The 22,470-nt window shown below is 62.3% G+C and carries 23 protein-coding genes and 1 pseudogene; 14 read left to right on the top strand and 10 right to left on the bottom strand.

The window, feature by feature from the left end; translation table 11 throughout:
* Positions 1–42: 42 nt before the first annotated feature.
* Entirely contained in the window at positions 43–423 is a 381-nt protein-coding gene (locus AC1DLT_RS18530; protein ID WP_477487722.1) for a winged helix-turn-helix transcriptional regulator, read from the bottom strand.
* 87 nt (positions 424–510) lie between these two features.
* On the opposite strand from AC1DLT_RS18530, the gene AC1DLT_RS18525 reads away from it, so the two are divergent.
* Positions 511–1,128: an FMN-dependent NADH-azoreductase gene (locus AC1DLT_RS18525; RefSeq protein ID WP_477487721.1), complete on the top strand. Its 618-nt coding sequence runs from the start codon at positions 511–513 to the stop codon at positions 1,126–1,128.
* A 103-nt stretch (positions 1,129–1,231) separates the two neighbouring features.
* Here the strand turns inward: AC1DLT_RS18525 and AC1DLT_RS18520 are convergent, their stop codons facing one another.
* Positions 1,232–2,425, bottom strand: coding sequence for a TCR/Tet family MFS transporter (locus AC1DLT_RS18520; protein ID WP_477487720.1), 1,194 nt, complete (start codon positions 2,423–2,425; stop codon positions 1,232–1,234).
* 417 nt (positions 2,426–2,842) lie between these two features.
* On the opposite strand from AC1DLT_RS18520, the gene AC1DLT_RS18515 reads away from it, so the two are divergent.
* On the top strand, positions 2,843–3,298 hold the full coding sequence (locus tag AC1DLT_RS18515; RefSeq protein WP_477487719.1) for a DUF1772 domain-containing protein: 456 nt from the start codon (positions 2,843–2,845) through the stop codon (positions 3,296–3,298).
* A 31-nt stretch (positions 3,299–3,329) separates the two neighbouring features.
* Here AC1DLT_RS18515 and gmk read toward each other — a convergent pair whose 3' ends face one another.
* The 5 genes from gmk to AC1DLT_RS18490 all read right to left on the bottom strand — a co-directional run bounded on the left by gmk (position 3,330) and on the right by AC1DLT_RS18490 (position 7,959).
* Complete coding sequence (gene gmk, locus AC1DLT_RS18510; protein ID WP_477487718.1) at positions 3,330–4,010, bottom strand: guanylate kinase; 681 nt, start codon at positions 4,008–4,010, stop codon at positions 3,330–3,332.
* A 3-nt stretch (positions 4,011–4,013) separates the two neighbouring features.
* The gene (locus AC1DLT_RS18505; protein WP_477487717.1) at positions 4,014–4,901 is read right to left on the bottom strand and encodes a YicC/YloC family endoribonuclease; all 888 of its coding nucleotides are present in this window, start codon (positions 4,899–4,901) and stop codon (positions 4,014–4,016) included.
* A gap of 33 nt (positions 4,902–4,934) precedes the next feature.
* A complete protein-coding gene (gene mltG, locus AC1DLT_RS18500; RefSeq protein WP_038541675.1) occupies positions 4,935–6,128 on the bottom strand; it encodes an endolytic transglycosylase MltG in 1,194 nt (397 codons plus the stop codon).
* Between the two features lie 203 nt (positions 6,129–6,331).
* Positions 6,332–7,594, bottom strand: coding sequence for a beta-ketoacyl-ACP synthase II (gene fabF, locus AC1DLT_RS18495; protein WP_038541672.1), 1,263 nt, complete (start codon positions 7,592–7,594; stop codon positions 6,332–6,334).
* Positions 7,595–7,722: 128 nt separating this feature from the next.
* Positions 7,723–7,959, bottom strand: a complete 237-nt coding sequence (locus AC1DLT_RS18490) for an acyl carrier protein (protein ID WP_003502080.1) — start codon at positions 7,957–7,959, stop codon at positions 7,723–7,725.
* On the opposite strand from AC1DLT_RS18490, the gene AC1DLT_RS18485 reads away from it, so the two are divergent.
* Positions 7,958–8,233 (top strand): hypothetical protein, encoded by a 276-nt coding sequence (locus AC1DLT_RS18485; protein WP_157885096.1) that lies wholly within the window; start codon positions 7,958–7,960, stop codon positions 8,231–8,233. The genes AC1DLT_RS18490 and AC1DLT_RS18485 overlap by 2 nt on opposite strands.
* A gap of 13 nt (positions 8,234–8,246) precedes the next feature.
* On the opposite strand, the gene fabG is transcribed toward AC1DLT_RS18485, so the two are convergent.
* Both fabG and fabD read right to left on the bottom strand, forming a co-directional pair.
* On the bottom strand, positions 8,247–8,984 hold the full coding sequence (fabG, locus tag AC1DLT_RS18480) for a 3-oxoacyl-[acyl-carrier-protein] reductase (RefSeq protein ID WP_151041552.1): 738 nt from the start codon (positions 8,982–8,984) through the stop codon (positions 8,247–8,249).
* Positions 8,985–9,012: 28 nt separating this feature from the next.
* On the bottom strand, positions 9,013–9,960 hold the full coding sequence (fabD, locus tag AC1DLT_RS18475) for an ACP S-malonyltransferase (RefSeq protein WP_477487716.1): 948 nt from the start codon (positions 9,958–9,960) through the stop codon (positions 9,013–9,015).
* Between the two features lie 165 nt (positions 9,961–10,125).
* On the opposite strand from fabD, the gene AC1DLT_RS18470 reads away from it, so the two are divergent.
* The 11 genes from AC1DLT_RS18470 to purF all read left to right on the top strand — a co-directional run bounded on the left by AC1DLT_RS18470 (position 10,126) and on the right by purF (position 22,122).
* Positions 10,126–11,169, top strand: coding sequence for an aldo/keto reductase (locus AC1DLT_RS18470; RefSeq protein WP_477487715.1), 1,044 nt, complete (start codon positions 10,126–10,128; stop codon positions 11,167–11,169).
* Between the two features lie 31 nt (positions 11,170–11,200).
* Positions 11,201–12,040, top strand: coding sequence for a class I SAM-dependent methyltransferase (locus AC1DLT_RS18465; RefSeq protein ID WP_477487714.1), 840 nt, complete (start codon positions 11,201–11,203; stop codon positions 12,038–12,040).
* 352 nt (positions 12,041–12,392) lie between these two features.
* A complete protein-coding gene (gene rpsF, locus AC1DLT_RS18460; RefSeq protein WP_038541657.1) occupies positions 12,393–12,872 on the top strand; it encodes a 30S ribosomal protein S6 in 480 nt (159 codons plus the stop codon).
* 22 nt (positions 12,873–12,894) lie between these two features.
* Positions 12,895–13,149: a 30S ribosomal protein S18 gene (gene rpsR / locus AC1DLT_RS18455; RefSeq protein WP_007771634.1), complete on the top strand. Its 255-nt coding sequence runs from the start codon at positions 12,895–12,897 to the stop codon at positions 13,147–13,149.
* 159 nt (positions 13,150–13,308) lie between these two features.
* Positions 13,309–14,295 (top strand): DUF2232 domain-containing protein, encoded by a 987-nt coding sequence (locus tag AC1DLT_RS18450; RefSeq protein WP_477487713.1) that lies wholly within the window; start codon positions 13,309–13,311, stop codon positions 14,293–14,295.
* 36 nt (positions 14,296–14,331) lie between these two features.
* Positions 14,332–14,907, top strand: a complete 576-nt coding sequence (rplI, locus tag AC1DLT_RS18445) for a 50S ribosomal protein L9 (RefSeq protein WP_038541650.1) — start codon at positions 14,332–14,334, stop codon at positions 14,905–14,907.
* A 254-nt stretch (positions 14,908–15,161) separates the two neighbouring features.
* Positions 15,162–16,658, top strand: coding sequence for a replicative DNA helicase (locus tag AC1DLT_RS18440; protein ID WP_477487712.1), 1,497 nt, complete (start codon positions 15,162–15,164; stop codon positions 16,656–16,658).
* A gap of 442 nt (positions 16,659–17,100) precedes the next feature.
* Entirely contained in the window at positions 17,101–18,264 is a 1,164-nt protein-coding gene (gene alr, locus AC1DLT_RS18435) for an alanine racemase (protein ID WP_477487711.1), read from the top strand.
* 104 nt (positions 18,265–18,368) lie between these two features.
* Positions 18,369–19,772: a DNA repair protein RadA gene (radA, locus tag AC1DLT_RS18430; protein ID WP_477487710.1), complete on the top strand. Its 1,404-nt coding sequence runs from the start codon at positions 18,369–18,371 to the stop codon at positions 19,770–19,772.
* 104 nt (positions 19,773–19,876) lie between these two features.
* The gene (locus tag AC1DLT_RS18425; RefSeq protein ID WP_038541640.1) at positions 19,877–20,464 is read left to right on the top strand and encodes a CvpA family protein; all 588 of its coding nucleotides are present in this window, start codon (positions 19,877–19,879) and stop codon (positions 20,462–20,464) included.
* Positions 20,465–20,619: 155 nt separating this feature from the next.
* Positions 20,620–22,122: an amidophosphoribosyltransferase gene (gene purF / locus AC1DLT_RS18420; protein ID WP_477487709.1), complete on the top strand. Its 1,503-nt coding sequence runs from the start codon at positions 20,620–20,622 to the stop codon at positions 22,120–22,122.
* A gap of 234 nt (positions 22,123–22,356) precedes the next feature.
* Here purF and AC1DLT_RS18415 read toward each other — a convergent pair.
* Positions 22,357–22,470, bottom strand: a pseudogene (locus tag AC1DLT_RS18415) (IS110 family transposase); the annotation flags it as partial.

Raw genomic sequence — 22,470 nt, 5'->3', positions numbered from 1 at the left:
TTTTAGCGACAGATGAGCGACAAGCGCCAGCTCCGCTCAGGTTCATCTAGTTTGGTCATATTGCCAGCGCGCCTGCTCGATCACATCCCGGTTTGAATCTGCCCAGGTCATCAAGGCCATGACTGGGGCGAGAAGCGACCTGCCGACCGCAGTCAGTTCGTAATCCACGCGCGGAGGGATCGTCGGAAAGTGGGTGCGACTGATTAGCCCATCGCGTTCCAATTGCCGAAGCGTAATCGTGAGCATCCGCTGCGAGATCCCGTCGATCTGCCGTCGCAATGCATTGAAGCGGACCGGCCCATCCTTCAGAGCCACGAAGATGTAAAGACTCCACTTATCGGCAATGCGATCGAGGATCTCCCGAACGGGACGGCAGTCGGCGTCTTCGCTTGGGGTAGGAAACTCTATGTCACTGAGTGTCATCAATGTGCCTTCTTGCGGACGGTCAAATAGTTATCTTAATAGGGTTGGTCACAATTTGATACTACTCTATTCTCCCAGGAGCCACCAATGACCAACATCCTCCTCGTTACCTCCAGCCCACGCGGTCCTCAGAGCTTTTCCACCCGATTTTCCCGTGACATCGCTGAAAGCCTCAGCGCCCGTTCTGCCGGCACAATTGTCGAACGTGATCTCGGGGCGGCACCGCTCCCGCATATCACAGCAGCCTATATCGACGGCCGCGTTGCGCCGCCCGAGACACGTACACCCGAACAGGTCGAAGCCGTCGATCTCGCTCAAAGCCTCGTTGATGAGGTTCAGGCTGCCGACGTAATTGTCGTTGGCTCGGGCATGATCAACTTCGGCCCGCCGACGCAGCTCAAGGCTTGGTTTGACTACATCACTTGGCCTGGCGTCACCTTTCGCTACGACGCAACCGGTGTGATGGGATTGTTGCCCGCCAAGAAAGTCTATCTCGTGACCGCAACTGGCGGCGTCTTTTCGGAAGGCAGGAACGCCCCGTTGGACTTCCAGACCACCTATCTCGTGCATCTTCTCGGTTTTATAGGACTGACGGATATCGAAGTGGTCTGCGTGGAAGGGACACTCGTCAGCCCGGACGCTGCCAAGGCTGCGATCGCCTCCACCGAAGCCCAGATCCGGGCTGCACTAGAGCGTGCCGCCTGACCGGCAAACCCATCAGTCAGCTAGCCAAGAAATCGGCGAATGGCCCTGATGCGAGCGGGGTCGAAGAATTCGCTAGGCTGGCGAACTGTCTTTGAGCAGTCCTCTACGCCACCAGGGCCGTTGCCGGTTTCTTGAGACGTAAACCGAGAACCAGCGGGACGCTGGCGGCGTAGACAGCGACCACCGATAGCCAGATCGCACCTGGCCATTGCTCCCGCACGACGAAATAGAAGCTGGAAAAAGCCAACGGTCCCACGATCGAGGCCAGGCTCACGGCCGAGGCCAGCACGCCCTGGAACTGGCCCTGCTGGCTCTCGTCGACCTGCCGGGTCGCCAGAGACTGCAGTGCTGGAACGCCGATGCCGCCGAGGGCGAAAACCGGCATGATCGCGAAGATCATCCAGCTCTCGGTCGCAAAGGCCATGACGGTCAATGCAATGCAGGCGCTGGCAACACCCGTCAGAATGGCAGTTCGCTCGCCGAGCAGCTTCACCGCCGGTCCCGGAAGGAACGCCTGGGCGAGCGTCTGGCAGACACCGAATGTGCCGAGCGAAAGACCGATCCAAAGCCCGTTCCACCGGAAAGCGTCGCTCCCCCAGAGGGCCCAGGAGGTGCCATAGGCCTCGCCGGTGGCGCTGAAGACGAAAAAGATGAAGATGAGCGGCAGCAGGCTCTTCACCGAGAACACCCAGCGCAGCGGCGACAGCGGGTTGAGTGCTCCGAGGTCGATTTTCTCCCGTTTGGGTGTGCGCGACTCCGGCAGGATGAAGAACGCCAGCAGAAGATTGCAGGCATTGAGCATGGCCGCCGCCATGAAGGGCAGCCGCAGCCAATAATCACCAAGGGCGCCGCCAAGAATGGGGCCGACGATGAAACCGATGCCGAACATGGCGTTGAACAGGCCAAAGCGGCGGGCGCGCTTATCCTCGGGAGAAATGTCGGTGATGTAAGCGGCCGCCACCGAGGTGTTGGCACTGGTCAACCCGGCAATGGCGCGACCGAGCAGCAACATCCAGAGGCTGGGCGCAAAGGCGAGGAACAGGTAATTGATGGCCGCGCCGGCAAGCGAGATCAGAAGCACCGGGCGTCGCCCGAGCCGGTCGCTCAGCGAACCGAGCACCGGTGCGAAGATGAACTGCATCACCGCGTAGAGGGCAGTCATGATGCCGATATAGGGAGCCACGTTTTCGGTGTGGGTGACGTCCTGCAGCAGCGAGGGCAGGATCGGAAAGATGAGGCCAATGCCAACGGCATCAAGGACGATGGCAGTGAAAATAACGATGAGGGATCTGTTCATGGCACGCTCCGGTGGACGCGAGCATACAAGCGCCGCCAGGCGCCATCGCTCGCGATTAGGCCTGACGGACGTCAGGCGTTCTTTTCTGGGGAACGCTGGCCGATCCACGCTCGAAAGGGCATGGATGGCGTGTGCTTGACCACCTGGACGACAATTCGTCCACCTGTTTACTCCGCCACTGAGCGGATCAAGGGAAGCAGTCGCTTTTCGCGATATTTGCCAGTTACACCCGACGACTAAATTCGACAAGGCTCTTTTTTGCCACCACTTCCATCAACGGCCATCTTTGAAGTCCCCCGGGCTGGCCACCACCGCATCTTTCTCCGCTTTGGATCTAGAATGGGCAGCCGCGTTTCAGCCTGCCGGGAACCTTTGGTGTTCCGTCTCGTTCGAATTTAAGAGCTGAGGACGCCTGGCATGGTGATTAGAACTGTTCAGTTTCTGACAATCATCGTCTCTGCGCTTACGCTGATTCCGGCGGGAGCGCATCTTGCCGCTCTGCCCAACAAGATTGACTTGCCGCAGGCCGAGTATTTCACCGTGCAGGGGATCTACCGAGGGTGGGCCGCTCTCGGGGCGTTATGGGCACTTGCGTTGATCCTGAACATGGCGCTCGCATTTCTTGTCCGCTCGCAGGCGCGGTCCCTCGGATTTTCCGTGGCCGCCGTCGCTTGTTTTTCCGCGATGATTATCATCTTTTATCATTGGACGTTTCCGGCCAATCAGGCGACACAGAATTGGACCGTTGCTCCTGCAAATTGGCAAGCGCTGAGACAGCAATGGGAATACTCCCATGCGGCGAACACGGTGATCGCCTTCCTGGCCGTCTGCTTTGTTACATTGTCCACGCTTTGCTGGAAGCCGTCCTACTAAGAGCTCCTCTGCAACGTGACCCTCGAATAACTTAAAGCTTCGGCTCTTCCGTCAGCAGTTCGCTGACGAAATCGAACAGGCCATGGCGGCGGTCGCGGCGAATGCGTTCGGCGTTGACGATGCAGCTGACATGCCCGAAAGCCTCGTCGAGATCGTCGTTGACGATGACGTAGTCGTATTCACGCCAATGCTCGATCTCGGCGCGGGAATTCAGGAGCCGCGTGCGGATCACTTCTTCCGAGTCCTCGGCGCGGCGGTGCAGGCGCGACTGCAGTTCGGTCATGGTCGGCGGCAGCACGAAGATGGAGACGACGTCGGCCGCCATCTTTTCCTGCAGCTGGCGGGCGCCCTGCCAGTCGATGTCGAACAGCATGTCACGGCCCTCGCTCATCGCCAGTTCCACCGGCTCACGCGGGGTGCCGTAGAAATTGCCATGCACCTCGGCCCATTCAAGCAGGTCGCCGGCGTCGCGCATCTTCTCGAATTGCTGCACGGTGATGAAATGATAGTGCTTGTCGGCGATCTCGCTCGGCCGCTTGGGCCGCGTTGTGACGCTGATCGAGATTTCGAGGCTGCGATCCGCATCCAGGAGATTGCGGGCGATCGTCGACTTGCCGGCGCCCGACGGCGAGGAAAGAACCAGCATCAGCCCGCGCCGGGCGATCTTCACGGGCGAGGACGGCTTGCCCTGGGACGATGGGGCCGGGCTCATGTCTTACTCCAGATTCTGGACCTGTTCGCGGAACTGGTCGATGACGACTTTCAACTCGATTCCGGCGGAGGTGACCGCGGCCGAATTGGACTTCGAACAGATAGTATTCGATTCCCGGTTAAATTCCTGTGCAAGGAAATCAAGCCGCCGGCCGACCGGGCCGCCCTTGTCTATAAGTTCGTTGGCAGCCGCCACATGGGCCTTCAGCCGGTCGATCTCTTCGCGCAGATCGGCCTTGGTAGCAAGCAGCGCCGCCTCCGCATGCAGCCGGTCGCGGTCGAGGGTCGGCGCCTCCTGGAGAAGCGCTGCGAGCTGGAAGGAGAGCTTGCGGGCGATCTCCTCCGGCGTGCGGGAAGGATCTGCCTCGACGACTTGGGCGAGCTCGGCGATGCGGGCGACCTGGCTCTTCAGCACAGCCGCAAGCGCCGTGCCCTCGCCTTCGCGCATCCGCTGCAGATGGCCGATCGCCTCGTCGAGACTCGTGAGGATCGCAGCATCGCGGGCCGCGACCGTCTCCTCGTCTTCTTCCGCCTCGCGGATGTCGACCAGGCCGCGAATGCCCATCAGCGTGTCGAGCCTGAGCGGCGACGGATCGACGAGATCTCCGAGTTCGGCACGCAGCGCCAGCACGGCAGCCAGCGCATCGCGGTTCAGCACCGCCTCCACCTTGGTTTCGGCAACGGTGAGGGTGAGGGTCGCCTGCAGATTGCCGCGCGAAAATTTCTCCGTGATCAGCCGGCGGACGTCCGGCTCCAGGCGTTCGAGGCCGGGCGGCAGACGCAGCCTTATATCGAGGCCCTTGCCGTTCACCGAGCGCAGTTCCCATGCGTAACGGTTGCGCCCGCTCGTGCCTTCGCTGCGGGCAAAACCGGTCATGGACTGCAATGTCATCGGTGTCTCCAGATCATGCTTTAAAGGAAGCGGTCAGTTGCTCTTCGGCGGCTTTTCCGCTTCGTCGCCATCCGGCTGGCCGTCCACCACTTCCGGGTTGGCGGCGCGCTCGGATTCCATTCTACGCCAACGGCGGACGTTGGCATTGTGTTCCTCGAGCGTCGCGGCGAACACATGTCCGCCGGTGCCGTCAGCCACGAAATAGAGGTCCTTGGTCCGCCAGGGATTGGCCACGGCCTGCAGCGCGGCGCGCCCGGGATTGGAGATCGGCGTCGGCGGCAGGCCCTTGATCTGGTAGGTGTTGTAGGGCGTCTGCCTGGCAAGGTCCGACTTGAAGATCGGCCGGTCGGAAGGTTTTCCCTCGCCGCCGAAGATGCCGTAGACGATCGTCGGGTCGGATTGCAGGCGCATGCCGCGCTGCAGACGGTTGATGAAGACGGAGGCCACATGGGCGCGCTCGTCTTCCTTGCCGGTCTCCTTCTCGACGATCGAAGCGAGCACGACGAATTCTTCCTTGGTCTTGATCGGCAGGCCGGGATCGCGGCGCTCCCAGATCTGATCGACCAGCTTCTGCTGTGCGACGCGCATCTGCTGGATGATGTCGGCCCGCTTATTGCCGCGCGTGAACTTGTACGTGTCGGGGCGCAGGCTGCCTTCCTGCGGCAGTTCGGCCGGCAGGTCGCCTTCGAGAGCCGGGTCCTCGGCAAGCCGCAGCATCATCTGCCTGACGGTCAGGCCTTCAGGAAAAACAACGGAATAGAGGATCGACTTGCCACCTTCCAGCACGCCCATGACGTCCTTCATGGAGGCGCGTGCCTTGATCTCGTATTCGCCGGCCTTCAGCGTCTCGCCGTTGCGGAGATAGGTGGCAGTCATGTAGCGGAAGATGCGCGCATCGGAAATGATGCCGTTGCGCTCCAGATTGCTGGCAATTTCAGAGTTGCTGTTGCCGGGGCGGACCATGAAATGGGTGTTGGCTTCGAGCGGGCCCGGCTGCTGGAACGCCGAGATCATGTAGTAGAAGCCGGCAATCCCGATCACGCAGAGAACGACGACCATGGTCATCACGAAATTCAGGAAGATGACGACCTGGCTGCGCGCCTTCTTGGAACGGCGGGGCGGTTCCGGAACACGTTCGGGCTTCAGGGCCTCGTTCGGCGATTTCGGAATAATCGGCCCCCTGCCATTGCCGGGCGGCAGTTCACTGACATGATTCGTATCGTTCAACCGCGCCCCCCGGGGTTAACGCCCCCTACAGACTCAAAGACTTGCAACCCGCTGTTTGGCCAACCAATGCGGCGAAAAACAGGTCCAGAAGATGATACGAGCCGGCTCGCGAGTCCAGCCGGCATATGTTTCAGGGGCCGAAACGATCCATGCCCGAAAAGTTCGGCCCAAAGATCGAGGCGCCAGAGATCAGGCCCGAAAGATCAGGCCTCGTAGCGGCGCAGCACGAGAGATGCGTTGGTGCCGCCGAAACCGAAGGAGTTCGACAGCGCCACATTGATCTCGCGCTTGCGCGCCTTGTGCGGCACCAGGTCGATCGCCGTCTCGACATCGGGATTGTCGAGGTTGAGCGTCGGCGGCGCGATATTGTCGCGGATGGCGAGCGCCGAGAAGATCGCCTCGACCGCACCGGCAGCACCGAGAAGATGGCCGATCGCCGACTTGGTCGACGACATCGAGATCTTCGAGGCCGCATTGCCGACCAGACGCTCGACCGCGCCAAGCTCGATCGTGTCGGCCATGGTCGAGGTGCCATGGGCGTTGATGTAGTCAACGTCCGACGCCGAAATACCCGCACGCTTCAGCGCCGCAGTCATGCAGCGGAACGCGCCGTCGCCGTCTTCCGACGGCGCGGTGATGTGGAAGGCGTCCCCGGACATGCCGTAGCCGACCACTTCCGCGTAGATCTTGGCGCCGCGGGCCTTGGCATGTTCCAGCTCTTCCAGAACCACGATGCCGGCACCCTCGCCCATGACGAAACCATCGCGATCGCGGTCATAGGGGCGCGAAGCCTTCTGCGGATCGTCGTTGTGTTGGGTCGAAAGCGCCTTGCAGGCGGCAAAACCGGCCAGCGAAATGCGGCAGATAGGCGATTCCGCACCGCCGGCGACCATCACCTCGGCATCGCCGAAGGCGATCATCCGGGCCGCATCGCCGATGGCGTGCGCGCCGGTGGAACAGGCAGTGACGACGGCGTGGTTCGGACCGCGCAGCTTGTGGCGGATCGACACCTGGCCGGAGACCAGATTGATCAGCCGGCCGGGAATGAAGAACGGCGAGATGCGGCGCGGACCTTTGTCGCGCAACGTATAGCCTGCCTCGACAATGCCTTCGAGGCCGCCGATGCCCGAGCCGATCAGCACGCCGGTGGCGATCTGGTCCTCGTCGGTCTTCGGATGCCAGCCGGCATCTTCAAGCGCCATTTCGGCGGCGGCCACGCCATAGATGATGAAGGGATCGACCTTGCGCTGTTCCTTCGGCTCCATCCACTGGTCGACGTTGAACGTGCCATCGGAGCCGTCGCCGACAGGAATGCGGCAGGCGATTTTTGCGGGAAGGTCTTCGACCTCGAATTCAGTGACGACGCGGGCGGCATTGCCGCCGGCAAGCAGCCGCGACCAGCTGACTTCCGTTCCGCATCCGAGAGGAGATACCATGCCGGTACCGGTGATAACGACCCGTCTCATCGCCAGTGCCCTACCCTATAATTTTTCTCGATTTTTCAGGGCCCAAGCCCCAATTGCTGAAACGGCCCGAACAAGCGGGCCGTTTTCGGGATCTGCCTTGCGGCGTCATCCCCTCTATGTCGGGTCGATCAGGCCTGAGCCTTCTCGATGAACTTCACAGCGTCGCCGACGGTCAGGATGGAATCGGCAGCATCGTCGGGGATTTCAACGCCGAATTCTTCCTCGAAAGCCATGACCAGTTCGACGGTGTCGAGCGAGTCCGCACCGAGATCGTCGATGAAGCTTGCGCCTTCGACGACTTTGTCGGCGTCGACGCCGAGGTGGTCAATAACAATTTTCTTCACGCGTTCTGCGATATCGCTCATGTCGGTTTCCTCGACCTTTGTCTTTATCGAATGCCCGATCGGCATCCGCACCCTGTTAAAAACCTGCGACCGCCGCTTGTTCAGCGCCGATGCGGGCAAACCCGTTCTCCCCTTTTCAGGTTCCAATCCTATCGCGCTCACGCAATATGACGGCCTGCATATCAGGGTGACCATTCACAGTCATGGCCCGCTTAACATGGTTTCCGTGTTCAGCAAAGCCAGAATTTGTTCCATTGCACAGCCGCCAACAACCGTTTGCAACGTGTTTTCTTGAAGGCGGCACTCTATCAGATCATCGCCATGCCGCCGTTGACATGCAGGGTCTGGCCGGTGACGTAACCCGCCTCGCTGGAGGCGAGATAAAGAACCGCAGACGCGATGTCCGAACCGGCGCCCATGCGCTTCATCGGAATGGCGCCGAGGATCGCCTCTTTCTGCTTGTCGTTGAGCTTTCCGGTCATCGCGCTGTCGATGAAGCCCGGCGCCACGCAGTTGACCGTCACGTTGCGGGTGGCGATCTCCTGGGCGAGCGACTTTGAGAAGCCGATCATGCCGGCCTTGGAGGCGCAGTAATTGGTCTGGCCCGGATTGCCGGTGACGCCGACCACGGAGGTGATGTTGATGATGCGGCCATAACGGCGGCGCATCATCGGATGGGTGAGTTCGCGGGTCAGGCGGAAGACCGCCGTCAGGTTGACTTCCAGGACCTTGTCCCAGTCGTCGTCGCTCATGCGCACGAACAGGCCATCCTTGGTGATGCCGGCATTGTTGACGAGGATGTCGACGCCTTCGAGCTCGGCCTCGGCCTTCTCACCGAGCGCCTTCACTTCGGCGCGGTCGGAGAGATTTGCCGGGAAGATCTTGACGCGCTCGCCGAGTTCGGAGGCCAGAGCTTCGAGCTTTTCGACGCGGGTGCCATGCAGGCCGACGGTGGCGCCTCGGCTATGCAGCATCCGGGCGATCTCCTCGCCGAGCCCGCCGGTTGCGCCCGTCACCAATGCCTTGCGGCCGGTCAAATCAAACATGATCGTGTTCCTTCGCGTGTCTCTGGTTTCAGCCCATGATGGCTGTGAGCGCGGCTTCGATATCGGCCGGCGTGTTGACGGCAATGCCGGAGATATTCTTGTCGATGCGGCGGGCAAGGCCGGTCAGCACTTTTCCCGAACCGATCTCATATAGGGTCGTCACGCCGTTGGCGCCGAACCATTCCACGGTCTCGCGCCAGCGGACCTGGCCCGTCACCTGGGTGACCAGCAGCGTGGCGACCTCGTCGGCATCGTAGACCGGCACGGCGCGCACGTTGGCGATTACCGGCACGACCGGATTATGCTTCTCCACTTTGTCGAGCGCGTGACGCATGGCGTCGGCGGCCGGCGCCATCAGGTCGCTGTGGAAGGGTGCGGAGACCGGCAGCATGATGGCGCGCTTGGCGCCCTTTTCGGTCGCAAGCCCGGCCGCCTTCTCGACGGCCGCCTTGGAGCCGGAGATGACGAGCTGGCCGCCACCATTGTCGTTGGCAATCTGGCAGACGCCGGCATCGCGGGCCGCAGCGCAGATCGCGTCGACGTCGCTGTGTTCAAGGCCGATGATCGCCGCCATGGCACCCTGCCCGACCGGGACCGCCGATTGCATGGCATCGCCGCGAATGCGCAGCAGCCGCGCCGTGTCAGCCAGCGAGAAGGTGCCGGCGGCACACAGCGCCGAATATTCGCCGAGCGAATGGCCGGCGACGAAGGCAACCTTGTCGGCGAGCTTCAGGCCGCGCACTTCCATCACCCGGATCGCTGCGACAGAGACCGCCATCAGCGCCGGCTGCGCATTGGCGGTCAGCGTCAGCGTTTCTTCCGGACCGTTCCACATGATGTCGGAAAGCTTCTGGCCGAGCGCCTCGTCGACTTCATCGAAGACGGCGCGGGCTTCGGGAAAAGCCTCCGCCAGATCCTTGCCCATGCCGACAGCCTGGCTGCCCTGGCCGGGGAACGTGAATGCGATCGTGCTCATGGGGATGATTTCCTTCCCTTATGTTTTGCCTCTCCATTCACATTCCGGCCCGGAGAGTCAAGGGCAGCGCGGTTTTCGAGCCCTTTTACAACCTGTTGTCCCCTTGCGCTTCATCAAATCCGGCTTAGAGTGCCGCCGACTTTTTGAGAACGGGATCTCATTTCCATGAAGTATAAAAAACTCGGCCGCACGGACTTGTCCGTGTCGGAAATCTGCCTTGGCACCATGACCTGGGGCACCCAGAATTCGGAAGCCGAAGCCCATGAGCAGATGGACCACGCTTTCGAGAACGGCGTCAACTTCTTCGATACTGCCGAACTCTATCCGACCACGCCGGTCAGCGCCGCCACCTATGGCCGCACCGAAGAATATATCGGTACCTGGCTGAAAAAGAGCGGCAAGCGCAAGGACCTCGTCCTCGCCACGAAGATCGCCGGCAGCGGCCGTCCGCATATCCGCGACGGACGCGACATCGAATCCGCCACGATCCGCGAGGCGGTCGATGCCAGCCTGACCCGCCTGCAGACCGATTATCTCGACCTCTACCAGATCCACTGGCCGAACCGCGGCACTTTCCATTTCCGCAACTCCTGGACCTTCGACGTCGCGCAGCAGGACCGCGACAAGGCGGCGGCCGAAATCGCCGAGATTCTCGAAACGCTCGGCGACCTGGTGAAGGAAGGCAAGCTGCGTGCCGTCGGCCTTTCCAACGAAAGCGCCTGGGGCGCGATGAAATACCTGCGGCTGTCGGAGAAAAAGGCCCTGCCGCGCATCGCCTCGCTGCAGAACGAATACAATCTCCTCTACCGGCACTTCGATCTCGACCTCGCCGAGGTCGCGCACCACGAGGGCGTCGGGCTGATGGCCTATTCGCCGCTCGCCGCCGGCATCCTCACCGGCAAGTATCAGAACGGCGCAAGGCCGGAAAGCTCGCGCGCCACGATCAACAAGGATCTCGGCGGCCGCCTGACGCCCTATCAGGAACCGGCGGTGAAGGCTTATATCGAGGTCGCCGAAAAGCACGGCCTCCACCTCGCCCAGATGGCGCTCGCCTTCTGCCTGTCGCGCCCCTTCATGACGTCGGCCATTATCGGCGCGACGTCGATGGCCCAGCTGAAACATGACATGGCGGCGGCCGACGTGACACTGTCTGACGAGGTGTTCGCGGACATCGCCAAGGTCCATCGCCAATATCCGATGCCGCTGTAAGATAGGGCATGCATTCGGGGGGAGCAAAGCCATGTCACGAGCCAGGACAACATCGACGGGCCACGAGGCGAGCGACGCTTCCTGGCTCGATCTTCATTACCGTTCGTCGCGGGCGGAGTACGAGCACGCGCTCTCGAGCGTCGGAATAAAAACCGGATGGTCGGTGCTCGACGCCGGCTGCGGCGGGGGCGACTTCCTTCCGCTGCTTGCCGAGTTCGTCGGAACGGAGGGGGCGATCACCGCCCTTGACCTGGCACCCGAAAACATCGCCAGGGTGGAAACGCTTGCCCGGGAAGGCCGCCTCCCCTCCGGTATCGTCACCAAGGTCGGCAGCCTCCTTGATCTTCCCTTTCCGGACGCGGCGTTCGACTGCGTCTGGATCGCCAATGTCGCGCAATACCTGACGCCGGCCGAATTCGAGACCGCCGTCGCCGAAGCGCGGCGCGTCCTCAAACCCGGCGGCCTGCTGGCGATCAAGGAATTCGACTCGCATATCCTCCAGGTCCTGCCGATGGATAGCGGTGCCTTTTCGCGCTTCATGAATATCCGGCTGGCGACCTTCGCCACCAAAGGCGTACTCGGCACCGGCTCGGGAACCGGCATCGCCTCGCGCCTTCGCGCAACCGGGCTGACGGACATCACCGCGCGCGGCTTCCTGGTGGAGCGCTGGGCCGATTGCGGTGCGGACACCAAGGCCTATGTCCGCAACCTGCTTTCCTATTTCGCGACGGTCGCGCCGCAATACCCGCTGCCGTCCGAGGATTTCGCCGCCTGGCAGGGCGTTGCCGCCAATCCTGAGAGGCTGCTTGACGATCCCGGCTTCTGCTACCGCGAATTCTTCGTGCTGACGCTTGCCACCATGCCAGGCTGAGCACGCGTGATTTTCGAACGAAGCCTCCGGGCGAGAGCGGCGCTACATCGATCAGCAAGCGTACAAGGCAGATGACGGACGGAAGTTTGAGGAACCGCCCTTGCCTTCTCTCCAAAAATCCGTATAAGCGCGCTGTTCGCAACACCCGGTCTTCTGGCTGGTGGCTGAACGGAGGGCAGGTTCGCCGCAAGGCAAGCCGCAGGGACCATAGGGTCCAAGCCTCCCGTGTCTCCGCTCTCGACCGTCTCGATAACAACACTTTTCTTGCCTGGGGTTTTCCCGTTCAGGAGCAGTCGTTGAGGCTTAGCCGCCGAGGTCCGGGTAGACAACCGCAAGAAAAGGCAAAGCTTACATGGCTCTTTATGAACACGTATTCCTTGCCCGGCAGGATATGTCCGCTCAGCAGGTTGATGCCCTCGTCGAACAGTACAAGGGCGTCATCGAAGCTAACGGCGGCAAAGTCGGGCGCATTGAAAACTGGGGCCTCAAGTCCCTCACCTACCGCATCAACAAGAACCGCAAGGCTCATTACGCCCTGATGGACATCGACGCACCGGCTCCCGCCGTGCACGAGATGGAACGCCAGATGCGCATCAACGAAGACGTTCTTCGCTACATGACGATCGCCGTCGAGAAGCATGAAGAAGGTCCGTCGGCGATGATGCAGAAGCGCGACCGTGACGACCGTCCGCGCCGCGATGGCGACGACCGCGGCCCGCGCCGCGAATTCGGCGACCGTCCTCCGCGCCGCGAAGGCGGCTTCGGCGACCGTCCGGACCGTGGTCCGCGTGAAGGCGGCTTCGAGCGCCGTCCGCGCGAAGACCGTGCGTAATAGAGGCTAAGGAGAAAAGACCATGGCTGACGTATCATCATCCTCCTCCCAGGCACGCCGTCCGTTCCATCGCCGCCGCAAGACCTGCCCGTTCTCGGGTGCCAATGCGCCGAAGATCGACTACAAGGACGTACGCCTCCTGCAGCGCTACATTTCCGAGCGTGGCAAGATCGTTCCGTCGCGCATCACGGCCGTTTCCCAGAAGAAGCAGCGCGAACTCGCCCAGGCGATCAAGCGCGCCCGCTTCCTCGGCCTGCTGCCCTACGTCGTAGCGTAATTACGAATACCGGACCCGCTGATTAAGAGTCAGCGGGTCTATCCCTTCCGCGATGGGCGCGGATCGGAACCTTCCAAATCCCATGTTGGGGATGAAGTACCTGAGACAGTGATTCAGGTGTGATCCCCTAACTGCTTCAAAAAGCAGGACAGCGAGACCGTGACGAACAAGATACAGACAGTGCTGCCCACCGGCATTCTTGCCGGCATTGCCGCCACCCTGCTCGTGCTGGGTGCGAATGCGCAACTGTCGTTTGCGTCCTTGCTTTACGCCGCCTCCTCGCTTCCGATCTTCATCGCCGGCCTCGGCTGGGGCAATCGCGCCGCCGTCATCGGCATCGTGACGGCCGGAACCCTCGGCGCCATCCTCGTCTCGCCGATGTTTGCCGTCGCCATGGCGGTGTTCACGCTGATCCCGGCGGGCTGGCTGTCGCATCTCGCCAATCTGGCGCGTCCCGCCTCCGAACTCGGCGGCCCGGACAACCTGATGGCCTGGTACCCGATCTCGGATATCCTCCTGCATCTCTGCGGCCTGGTGACAATCGCCGTCATCGCGCTGGGCGTTGCGATCGGCTACGGCCCGGAACTTACCGGCCAGATGGTCGATGCGATGACCGCGGCCCTCAAGGCCCAGGAGCCGGCCTTTACGCCGGAACCGGCGGGCATGGCGCAGACCAAGTCGCTGCTGGTGTTGATGTTGCCGCTCGTTCAGGGCGGCGTCTGGGTGACGTTGCTGTTCGCCGCCTTCTACATCGCCGTGCGCATCGTGTCGCGCTCCGGCCGGGCCTTGCGTCCGCGCGAGGACATGCCGTCGGCGCTCCGGATGAACCGGCATGCGATCTTCATCTTCCTCGGCGGCATCGTACTCTCCTTCCTCGGCGGCGTCCCGGCGATGATCGGCGCGACCATCTGCGGCACGTTTGGCGCCGGCTTCCTGATGGCCGGTTTCGCTTCCCTGCATTTCCGCAGCCTCGGCAAGGACTGGCGCATCCCGGTCCTCGTCCTCTGCTACCTCTCTTCCATGCTCGTCCTGCCGGCGATCGCGATCCTCATCCTGGGGCTTTCCGATACGAGGCGAACGATCGCGCTCACTCCGCTCAAGACCGGCGCGAGCCCCGACAATAAGACCACCGAAAACAAGAACTGAAAAACAAGAACCGACTGATCGAAAGGAAATCTAACCATGCAAGTCATTCTGCTTGAACGCGTACCGAAGCTTGGCCAGATGGGCGAAACCGTCAAGGTTCGCGACGGCTTTGCCCGTAACTACCTGCTGCCGCTCGGCAAGGCTCTCCGCTCCAACGAAGCCAACAAGAAGCGCTTCGAATCCGAGCGCGCCACGCTCGAAGCCCGCAACCTCGAGCGCAAGGGCGAAGCCCTGAAGGTTGCCGAAGTTCTCGATGGCAAGTCCTTCGTCGTCGTGCGCGCCGCCGGCGAAACCGGCCAGCTCTACGGCTCGGTTGCTGCCCGCGACATCGTCGAAGCGCTCGCTGCCGAAGGCTTCACCATCGGCCGCAACCAGGTCGACCTCAACACGCCGATCAAGGAAATCGGCCTGCACAAGGTCTCCCTGCACCTGCATGCGGAAGTCGAAGTTTCGGTCCAGCTGAACGTCGCCCGCTCGACGGAAGAAGCTGAACGCCAGTCCCAGGGCGAAAGCCTCACCTCGGCCGACGCCATCTACGGCGTCGACGAAGATGCGCTGCGTCCGGAAGACTTCTTCGATCCGGAAGCCGACGGCGCCGGCGAAGACGAATAATCGTCTTTTCCAAAGCATTTCAAAGAACGCCCGGCCCGGAAGGTCCGGGCGTTTTTTTGTCTCTTTTCAACGTGTAGAATGAAGCGTCGCACCAGCGATTCGCCGATTGCCACAGTCAACCGGATTCGTGCCGTCCTCCGCAATTTTATGGTTGGCCTGTGAATCACTGTGTGTAGCGAACTGAATCATTTCAGGACGCCTCGCAACCCGTTAGAACCGACGGCTTGGCAGCAGGACAGAACGGACAGAAGACCATGAACGACGCAGTACGCAAGCTCGCCAACATCCAGCCGGCAGAGCCGCATTACCGCGAAGCCCCGAACAATATCGAGGCCGAACAGGCGCTTCTCGGCGCGATCCTGGTCAATAATGACGCCTATTACCGCGTCTCCGATTTCCTGAAGCCCGTCCATCTTTACGAGCCCCTGCACCGCAAGATCTTCGAGGTCGCCGGCGACATCATCCGGATGGGCAAGACCGCCAACCCGGTGACGATCAAGACCTTCCTGCCCGCCGACGACAAGGTCGGCGACCTGACGGTGGCGCAATATCTCGCCCGCCTCGCCTCCGAAGCCGTGTCGATCATCAATGCGGAGGACTACGGAAGGGCGATCTACGACCTGGCGCTACGCCGCGCGCTGATCACCATCGGCGAGGACATGGTCAACATCGCCTTCGACGCGCCGCTCGACATGCCGCCGCAGACGCAGATCGAGGATACCGAACGCCGGCTGTTCGAGCTCGCCGAAAACGGCCGTTACGACGGCGGTTTCCAGTCGTTCAACGATGCGGTGGCGCTTGCGATCGACATGGCCGGCCAGGCCTTCGAGCGAGACGGCCATCTTTCCGGTGTCTCGACCGGCATCATGTCGCTCGACAGCAAGATGGGCGGGCTTCAGCGCTCCGACTTGATCGTGCTTGCGGGACGCCCCGGCATGGGCAAGACCTCGCTTGCCACCAACATCGCCTATAACATTGCCGCCTCCTACGAGCCGGAAGTCCAGCCGGACGGTTCGTACAAGGCCAAGAACGGCGGCGTCGTCGGCTTCTATTCGCTCGAAATGTCGGCCGAACAGCTCGCCACCCGTATCATCTCCGAGCAAACGGAAGTCTCCTCGTCAAAGATCCGCCGCGGCGACATCACCGAGGCGGATTTCGAAAAGCTCGTCGCCTGCAGCCAAATGATGCAGAAGGTGCCGCTGTTCATCGACCAGACCGGCGGTATCTCGATCGCCCAGCTTTCCGCTCGCGCCCGCCGCCTGAAGCGCCAGCGCGGCCTCGATTGCCTGGTGGTCGACTATATCCAGCTGATGACCGGCTCGGGTAAATCCGGCGAGAACCGCGTTCAGGAAATCACCCAGATCACCACCGGCCTGAAAGCGCTCGGCAAGGAACTCAACGTGCCGATCATCGCGCTCTCGCAGCTCTCGCGCCAGGTGGAAAGCCGCGACGACAAACGCCCGCAGCTCTCCGACCTTCGCGAATCAGGCTCAATCGAACAGGACGCCGACGTGGTGCTGTTCGTGTTCCGCGAGGAATATTACGTGAAGAACATGGAACCCCGCGACATCGCCGACCCGAAATATCCCGAATGGGAAACGCTGATGGACAAGGTCAAGGGCACCGCCGACGTGATCATCGCCAAGCAGCGCCACGGACCGACCGGCACCGTCAAGCTCGCCTTCCAGTCCGAATACACCCGCTTCGCCGATTTGGCCGACCCGAGCTTCACGCAATACGAAGAGCATTGATCAGGGCGGTCGCCGATATCATTTTTCGGCCGATGGCAAGTTTCGGATCGTCTCAGCGGGATTGGGGTTTTCATCGTCAATATTTGAGCCAGCCCGCCCCCCTCTGGCCTGCCGGCCATCTCCCCCTCAGGTGGGGAGATCCGCTGGGCGCCTGCCCACAGTCTCACGTCAGGCTTCTCCGATCCGAGCGCTGTCCCGCCTGAGGTTTATTGGGAAGCGAAGGTCGTGCCGCGGGTAATCTCCCCACCTGAGGGGGAGATGGCCGGCAGGCCAGAGGGGGGCGGGCATATTCCAGCGCTTGTGACAGGTCTGCGGCATCCACGACCCAAAAGATTGTGCAGCGCGAAGGATTTTGCAGGCATGGTCTTTTTCCTGCCTTCGAAACCGGTAGGATCGCTGCAACCGTTCTCATCCCCCCGATCCTCATGCCTTACGAGCCGACATGACCGATTTCGACAGCGAGCTTTCCTATCCCGACGATTTCGATATCGCGCCGGTCCGGCTGACCGTCGATCTGGGTGCGCTTGGCGACAACTGGCGGGAGATGGCGCGGCGCTCGGGAACGGCGCGGGCGGCGGCCGTTGTCAAGGCCGATGCCTACGGGCTCGGGCTGGAGGATTGCGGCATCACGCTTTACGAGGCCGGCGCCCGGGATTTCTTCGTGGCGGTGGTGCAGGAAGGCATGACGCTGCGCACCTATGCGCCCGACGCCCGGATCTACGTACTCTCCGGCATCTGGCCCGGTCAGGAGCGGATGTTCTTTGAACACGATCTGGTGCCCGTTCTGGCCTCTGAGGAACAGCTGGCCTTCTGGATGTCGGTGACGGCAGAATACGGCGACCACCCCTGCGCGCTGCAGGTGGACACCGGCTTCAATCGGCTCGGCCTGCCGCTCGAGGACGCCGTCGCCTTTGCCGACGACGTGTCGCGTCCGGCCAGCTTCTCGCCGGTCTTGGTACTCTCGCATCTCCATAGCGGCGATACCCCCTCCTCCCCGCTCAACCAGAAACAGCTTTCGGCTTTCCAGAAGGTCGCGGAGGCTTTCGAAGGCATCGAGACGAGTCTTTCGGCTTCCGCCGGGATCTTTCTGGGGCCGGACTATCATTTCGATCTCACCCGCCCCGGCATCGCGCTTTATGGCGGCGAAGCGGTGGTCGGAGTGCCGAACCCGATGAAGCCGGTCGCCAAGGCGGAAGCCCGCATCATCCAGATCCGCGACGGCAAAAAGGGCGAGACGGTGAGCTACGGCGGCACTTATCAGCTCTCCCGCGACAGCCGGCTGGCGATCGTCTCTGCGGGTTACGCGGACGGCTACAAACGCGCACTCTCCGGCTCCGGCGTGCCGCTGCGCCAGACCATAGGTCAGGGCGGCTTCGGCTTCGTCGCCGGACGCAAGGTTCCGGTCATCGGCCGCATCACCATGGACCTGACGATCTTTGACGTCACCGACATCCCGGCATCAGACATCCAGGCCGGCGACTATGTCGAACTGTTCGGCCCGAACGTCGCTCTCGACGACGCCGCCCGCGCCGCCGGCACGATCGGCTACGAGCTGCTCACCAGCCTCGGCCTGCGCTATGAGCGGCGGTACATCGAGGCCGAATAACTCCCTTCCTCCTTGCCATCACCTGCATTTTCGGATTAGACAAGAAAAGTTCCGCTTTTGTTCACGGTGGAATTTTGTGAATATCGAAGGCGGCAACTGATCCCATGGCAAAATCCAAAAACCAATTCGTGTGCCAGAACTGCGGCACGGTGCATAACCGCTGGGCCGGCAAGTGTGACGGCTGCGGCGAGTGGAACACGATTATCGAAGACGACATGATGGGCGGCATCGGCTCCGGTCCAGGCAAGGTGCCGAAGAAGGGCCGCGCGGTGGCGCTCACCACCCTGTCGGGCGAGACCGAGGAAGCGCCGCGCATCTTCACGGGCATTTCCGAGCTCGACCGGGCGACCGGCGGTGGCTTCGTGCGCGGCTCGGCGGTGCTGGTCGGCGGCGATCCGGGCATCGGCAAATCGACGCTTCTGATGCAGGCCGCCGCCGCCCTCTCCCGCCGCGGCCACCGGATCATCTATGTCTCGGGCGAAGAGGCGGTGGCGCAGGTGCGCCTGCGCGCCCAGCGCCTGGATGCCGCCGATACCGAGGTGCTGCTGGCCGCCGAAACCAATGTCGAAGACATCCTCGCCACCATCGGCGAGGGTAAGCGTCCCGACCTCGTCATCATCGATTCGATCCAGACGCTGTGGAGCGACACCGCCGATTCGGCGCCGGGCACCGTCACCCAGGTGCGCACCGGCGTGCAGGCGATGATCCGGTTTGCCAAGCAGACGGGTGCGGCCATGGTTCTCGTCGGCCACGTCACCAAGGAAGGCCAGATCGCCGGCCCGCGCGTCGTCGAGCACATGGTCGATGCGGTCCTCTATTTCGAGGGCGATCGCGGTCACCACTACCGCATCCTGCGCACCGTCAAGAACCGATTCGGGCCGACCGACGAGATCGGCGTCTTCGAAATGTCCGACAAGGGCCTGCGCGAGGTCACCAACCCGTCCGAACTTTTCCTCGGCGAGCGCAACTCGAAATCACCAGGTGCTGCGGTCTTCGCCGGCATGGAGGGCACGCGGCCGGTCCTGGTCGAGGTGCAGGCGCTGGTGGCGCCCACCTCGCTCGGCACGCCCAGGCGTGCCGTGGTCGGCTGGGATTCGTCACGCCTGTCGATGATTCTCGCGGTGCTGGAGGCCCATTGCGGCGTCAAGCTCGGCCAGCACGACGTCTATCTGAACGTCGCGGGCGGCTACCGCATCACCGAACCGGCGGCCGATCTTGCGGTCGCTTCCGCACTGGTCTCGTCGCTTGCCGGCCTTGCCCTGCCGGCCGATTGCGTCTATTTCGGCGAAATCAGCCTCTCGGGCGCTGTGCGACCTGTGTCTCAGACCGCTCAACGCATTAAGGAAGCTGAGAAACTTGGTTTTTCAGGGGCGATGCTGCCGGCCACCTCCGCCGAGGTGCCGAAGGGTGCCAACGGACGCTGGGTGACGATCGAGGACCTGCCGGATCTGGTATCGCGCATTGCCGGTTCCGCCGCCAAGCTGAGACAAACGCCGGAAGATGATTGATCTTCCGTTAACAAGCCCGCTGATGTATGACGGCTGCGGTAAGGCGGGGCGCCGGGCTAAAAGCCGGCAAGTCTTGAAGTCGGCAAGTCTGGAGTAGATCATATATGCCCATCACGATTTTCGATGGTATCGTCATCGCTGTGACGCTGTTTTCCGCCGTTCTCGCCATGGTTCGCGGCTTTTCGCGAGAGGTGCTGTCGATAGCAAGCTGGGCCGGCTCAATCGCCGCCGCTTATTACCTCTATCCCCTGGTTCTGCCCTATGTGAAACCTCACCTGAGTGACGAGCGCATCGCGATCGCCGCGTCCGCGGGCGCCATCTTCCTGATCGCGCTGATCGTCATCTCGTTCATCACCACGCGGATCGCCGATTTCATCATCGACAGCCGCATCGGCGCGCTCGACCGGACGCTTGGTTTCCTGTTCGGCGCCGCTCGCGGCATCCTGCTGCTCGTCGTCGCTGTCGCATTCTGGAACTGGCTGGTAGCCGCCAATGCCCAGCCGACCTGGGTGACGCAGGCGAAATCGAAGCCATTCCTCGATACGCTGGTCGCCCGCCTCGAAGCCGTACTGCCCGCCGATATTGAGCCGCAGATCCGCGCGCGCATCCTCGGCAAGGAAGCAGCGCCTGCCGATGGCGCTCCGGCTCAGGATCAGCCGGCGGCAGATGACGCGCCTGCGACAAATAATTGACGTGATCTTGCGCTTGATGCAGCGCAAAACGTCACCATTTGTGGTATCATTCGCATCTAAGTGAAAAACAGGCTGGTTTCCGGGGAGCTTCTCCCCCGGCCGGCCTTTCCATTTTTCCGACAGGGACAGGTTGTCCACAGGGATAAGGGGCCAAGATGACACAGCCGGTTTCCGAGACATTCGCCGAGGACAGCGTCAACGAATGGGATGGCGATACGCTGCATGAGGAATGCGGCGTGTTCGGCATTCTCGGCCATCCCGAGGCCGCGACGCTGACGGCGCTCGGGCTGCACGCCCTGCAACACCGTGGCCAGGAAGCAGCCGGCATCGTCTCCTTCGACGGGTTGCGCTTCCATTCGGAACGCCGCATGGGCCTCGTCGGCGACCATTATACCGACCCTGTGACACTTGCCCGTCTCCCCGGCAATATTGCCATCGGCCACAACCGTTATTCGACCACCGGCGAGGTGGCGCTGCGCAATGTCCAGCCGCTGTTTGCCGAACTCGAAGTCGGCGGCATCGCGGTTGCCCATAACGGCAATTTCACCAACGGCCTGACGCTGCGCCGGCAATTGATCGCCGGCGGCGCCATCTGTCAGTCGACCTCCGATACCGAAGTCGTCCTGCATCTCATCGCCCGCTCCCGCTATTCGTCGACCGCCGACCGGTTCATTGATGCGATCCGGCAGATGGAAGGCGGCTATTCGATGCTCGCCGTCACCCGCACCAAGCTGATCGCCGCGCGCGATCCCACCGGCATTCGCCCGCTGGTCATGGGCGAACTCGACGGCAAGCCAATCTTCGCGTCAGAGACCTGCGCGCTCGACATCATCGGCGCCAAGTTCGTCCGCGACGTGGAGAATGGCGAAGTCATCATCTGCGAGATTCAGCCGGACGGTTCGATCTCGATCGACGCCCGCAAGGCCGGCAACGGCCAGCCGGAGCGGCTCTGCCTGTTCGAATACGTCTATTTCGCCCGCCCCGATTCCGTCGTTGGCGGCCGCAGCGTCTATGTCGCCCGCAAGAACATGGGCATCAACCTCGCGAAAGAAGCCCCGGTCGAGGCCGATGTCGTCGTGCCTGTGCCGGATGGTGGCACGCCGGCTGCTCTCGGTTACGCCCAGGAAAGCGGCATCCCCTTCGAATACGGGATCATCCGCAACCACTATGTCGGCCGCACCTTCATCGAGCCGACCCAGCAGATCCGCGCTTTCGGCGTCAAGCTCAAGCATTCCGCCAACCGGGCGATGATCGAGGGCAAGCGTGTCGTGCTGGTCGACGATTCGGTGGTGCGCGGCACGACGTCGCTGAAGATCGTCCGGATGATCCGCGATGCCGGCGCCAAGGAAGTGCATCTGCGCGTCGCCAGCCCGATGATCTATTATCCGGACTTCTACGGCATCGACACGCCGGACCGCGACAAGCTGCTCGCCAACCAGTACGACAGCCTGGAAGCCATGTGCCGGTATATCGGCGCGGACTCGCTGGAGTTCCTGTCGATCAACGGCCTCTACCGCGCCGTCGGCGGCGAAGACCGCAACAACGCCCGCCCGCAATTCACCGATCACTATTTCACCGGCGACTATCCCACCCGCCTGCTCGACAAGGACGGCGAGACGATGGGCCGCAAGGTTTCGGTTCTGGCCAGCAACGGGTGAGGTGAGCGTCGGCTGACGGGGCATGAGGCCGTCGGCCGAATTGTGTGGCCGACATCCGGCACTGAGCAAGCTCGCCCCCTCTGTCCTGCCGGACATCTCCCCCACAGGTGGGGAGATTGGCTGGGCGCGCCGGCTTCCCTCCTCCTCAACGACCGAGAAGGGCGAAACGTCGCCACGAGTCGATCTCCCCCCTTGTGGGAGATGCCCGGCAGGGCAGAGCGACTGTCTTGTGCGTCAAGCGCTTTGCCATGGTTTATTGTCCCGGATGATGGCGTTGAGGATTGTGAGGAGCTTTCGCATGGTGGCGACGATGGCGACGATCCTGGGTTTGCCGCCGGCGGCGACGAG

The organism is Neorhizobium sp. 05N33, assembly GCF_056397445.1.
Note: the sequence above shows the minus strand (reverse complement) of the source record. Positions and strands in the feature narration are given on the sequence as shown.

Coding starts and splice junctions, on each gene's coding strand:
- AC1DLT_RS18470 (WP_477487715.1), top strand. CDS start 10,126: ATGAAGTATAAAAAACTCGGCCGCACGGACTTGTCCGTGTCGGAAATC.
- fabG (WP_151041552.1), bottom strand. CDS start 8,984: ATGTTTGATTTGACCGGCCGCAAGGCATTGGTGACGGGCGCAACCGGC.
- AC1DLT_RS18485 (WP_157885096.1), top strand. CDS start 7,958: ATGTCGGTTTCCTCGACCTTTGTCTTTATCGAATGCCCGATCGGCATC.
- rpsR (WP_007771634.1), top strand. CDS start 12,895: ATGGCTGACGTATCATCATCCTCCTCCCAGGCACGCCGTCCGTTCCAT.
- AC1DLT_RS18505 (WP_477487717.1), bottom strand. CDS start 4,901: ATGACATTGCAGTCCATGACCGGTTTTGCCCGCAGCGAAGGCACGAGC.
- rpsF (WP_038541657.1), top strand. CDS start 12,393: ATGGCTCTTTATGAACACGTATTCCTTGCCCGGCAGGATATGTCCGCT.
- AC1DLT_RS18490 (WP_003502080.1), bottom strand. CDS start 7,959: ATGAGCGATATCGCAGAACGCGTGAAGAAAATTGTTATTGACCACCTC.
- AC1DLT_RS18525 (WP_477487721.1), top strand. CDS start 511: ATGACCAACATCCTCCTCGTTACCTCCAGCCCACGCGGTCCTCAGAGC.
- AC1DLT_RS18515 (WP_477487719.1), top strand. CDS start 2,843: ATGGTGATTAGAACTGTTCAGTTTCTGACAATCATCGTCTCTGCGCTT.
- radA (WP_477487710.1), top strand. CDS start 18,369: ATGGCAAAATCCAAAAACCAATTCGTGTGCCAGAACTGCGGCACGGTG.
- AC1DLT_RS18440 (WP_477487712.1), top strand. CDS start 15,162: ATGAACGACGCAGTACGCAAGCTCGCCAACATCCAGCCGGCAGAGCCG.
- gmk (WP_477487718.1), bottom strand. CDS start 4,010: ATGAGCCCGGCCCCATCGTCCCAGGGCAAGCCGTCCTCGCCCGTGAAG.
- AC1DLT_RS18520 (WP_477487720.1), bottom strand. CDS start 2,425: ATGAACAGATCCCTCATCGTTATTTTCACTGCCATCGTCCTTGATGCC.
- fabD (WP_477487716.1), bottom strand. CDS start 9,960: ATGAGCACGATCGCATTCACGTTCCCCGGCCAGGGCAGCCAGGCTGTC.
- AC1DLT_RS18465 (WP_477487714.1), top strand. CDS start 11,201: ATGTCACGAGCCAGGACAACATCGACGGGCCACGAGGCGAGCGACGCT.
- fabF (WP_038541672.1), bottom strand. CDS start 7,594: ATGAGACGGGTCGTTATCACCGGTACCGGCATGGTATCTCCTCTCGGA.
- AC1DLT_RS18425 (WP_038541640.1), top strand. CDS start 19,877: ATGCCCATCACGATTTTCGATGGTATCGTCATCGCTGTGACGCTGTTT.
- AC1DLT_RS18530 (WP_477487722.1), bottom strand. CDS start 423: ATGACACTCAGTGACATAGAGTTTCCTACCCCAAGCGAAGACGCCGAC.
- purF (WP_477487709.1), top strand. CDS start 20,620: ATGACACAGCCGGTTTCCGAGACATTCGCCGAGGACAGCGTCAACGAA.
- rplI (WP_038541650.1), top strand. CDS start 14,332: ATGCAAGTCATTCTGCTTGAACGCGTACCGAAGCTTGGCCAGATGGGC.
- alr (WP_477487711.1), top strand. CDS start 17,101: ATGACCGATTTCGACAGCGAGCTTTCCTATCCCGACGATTTCGATATC.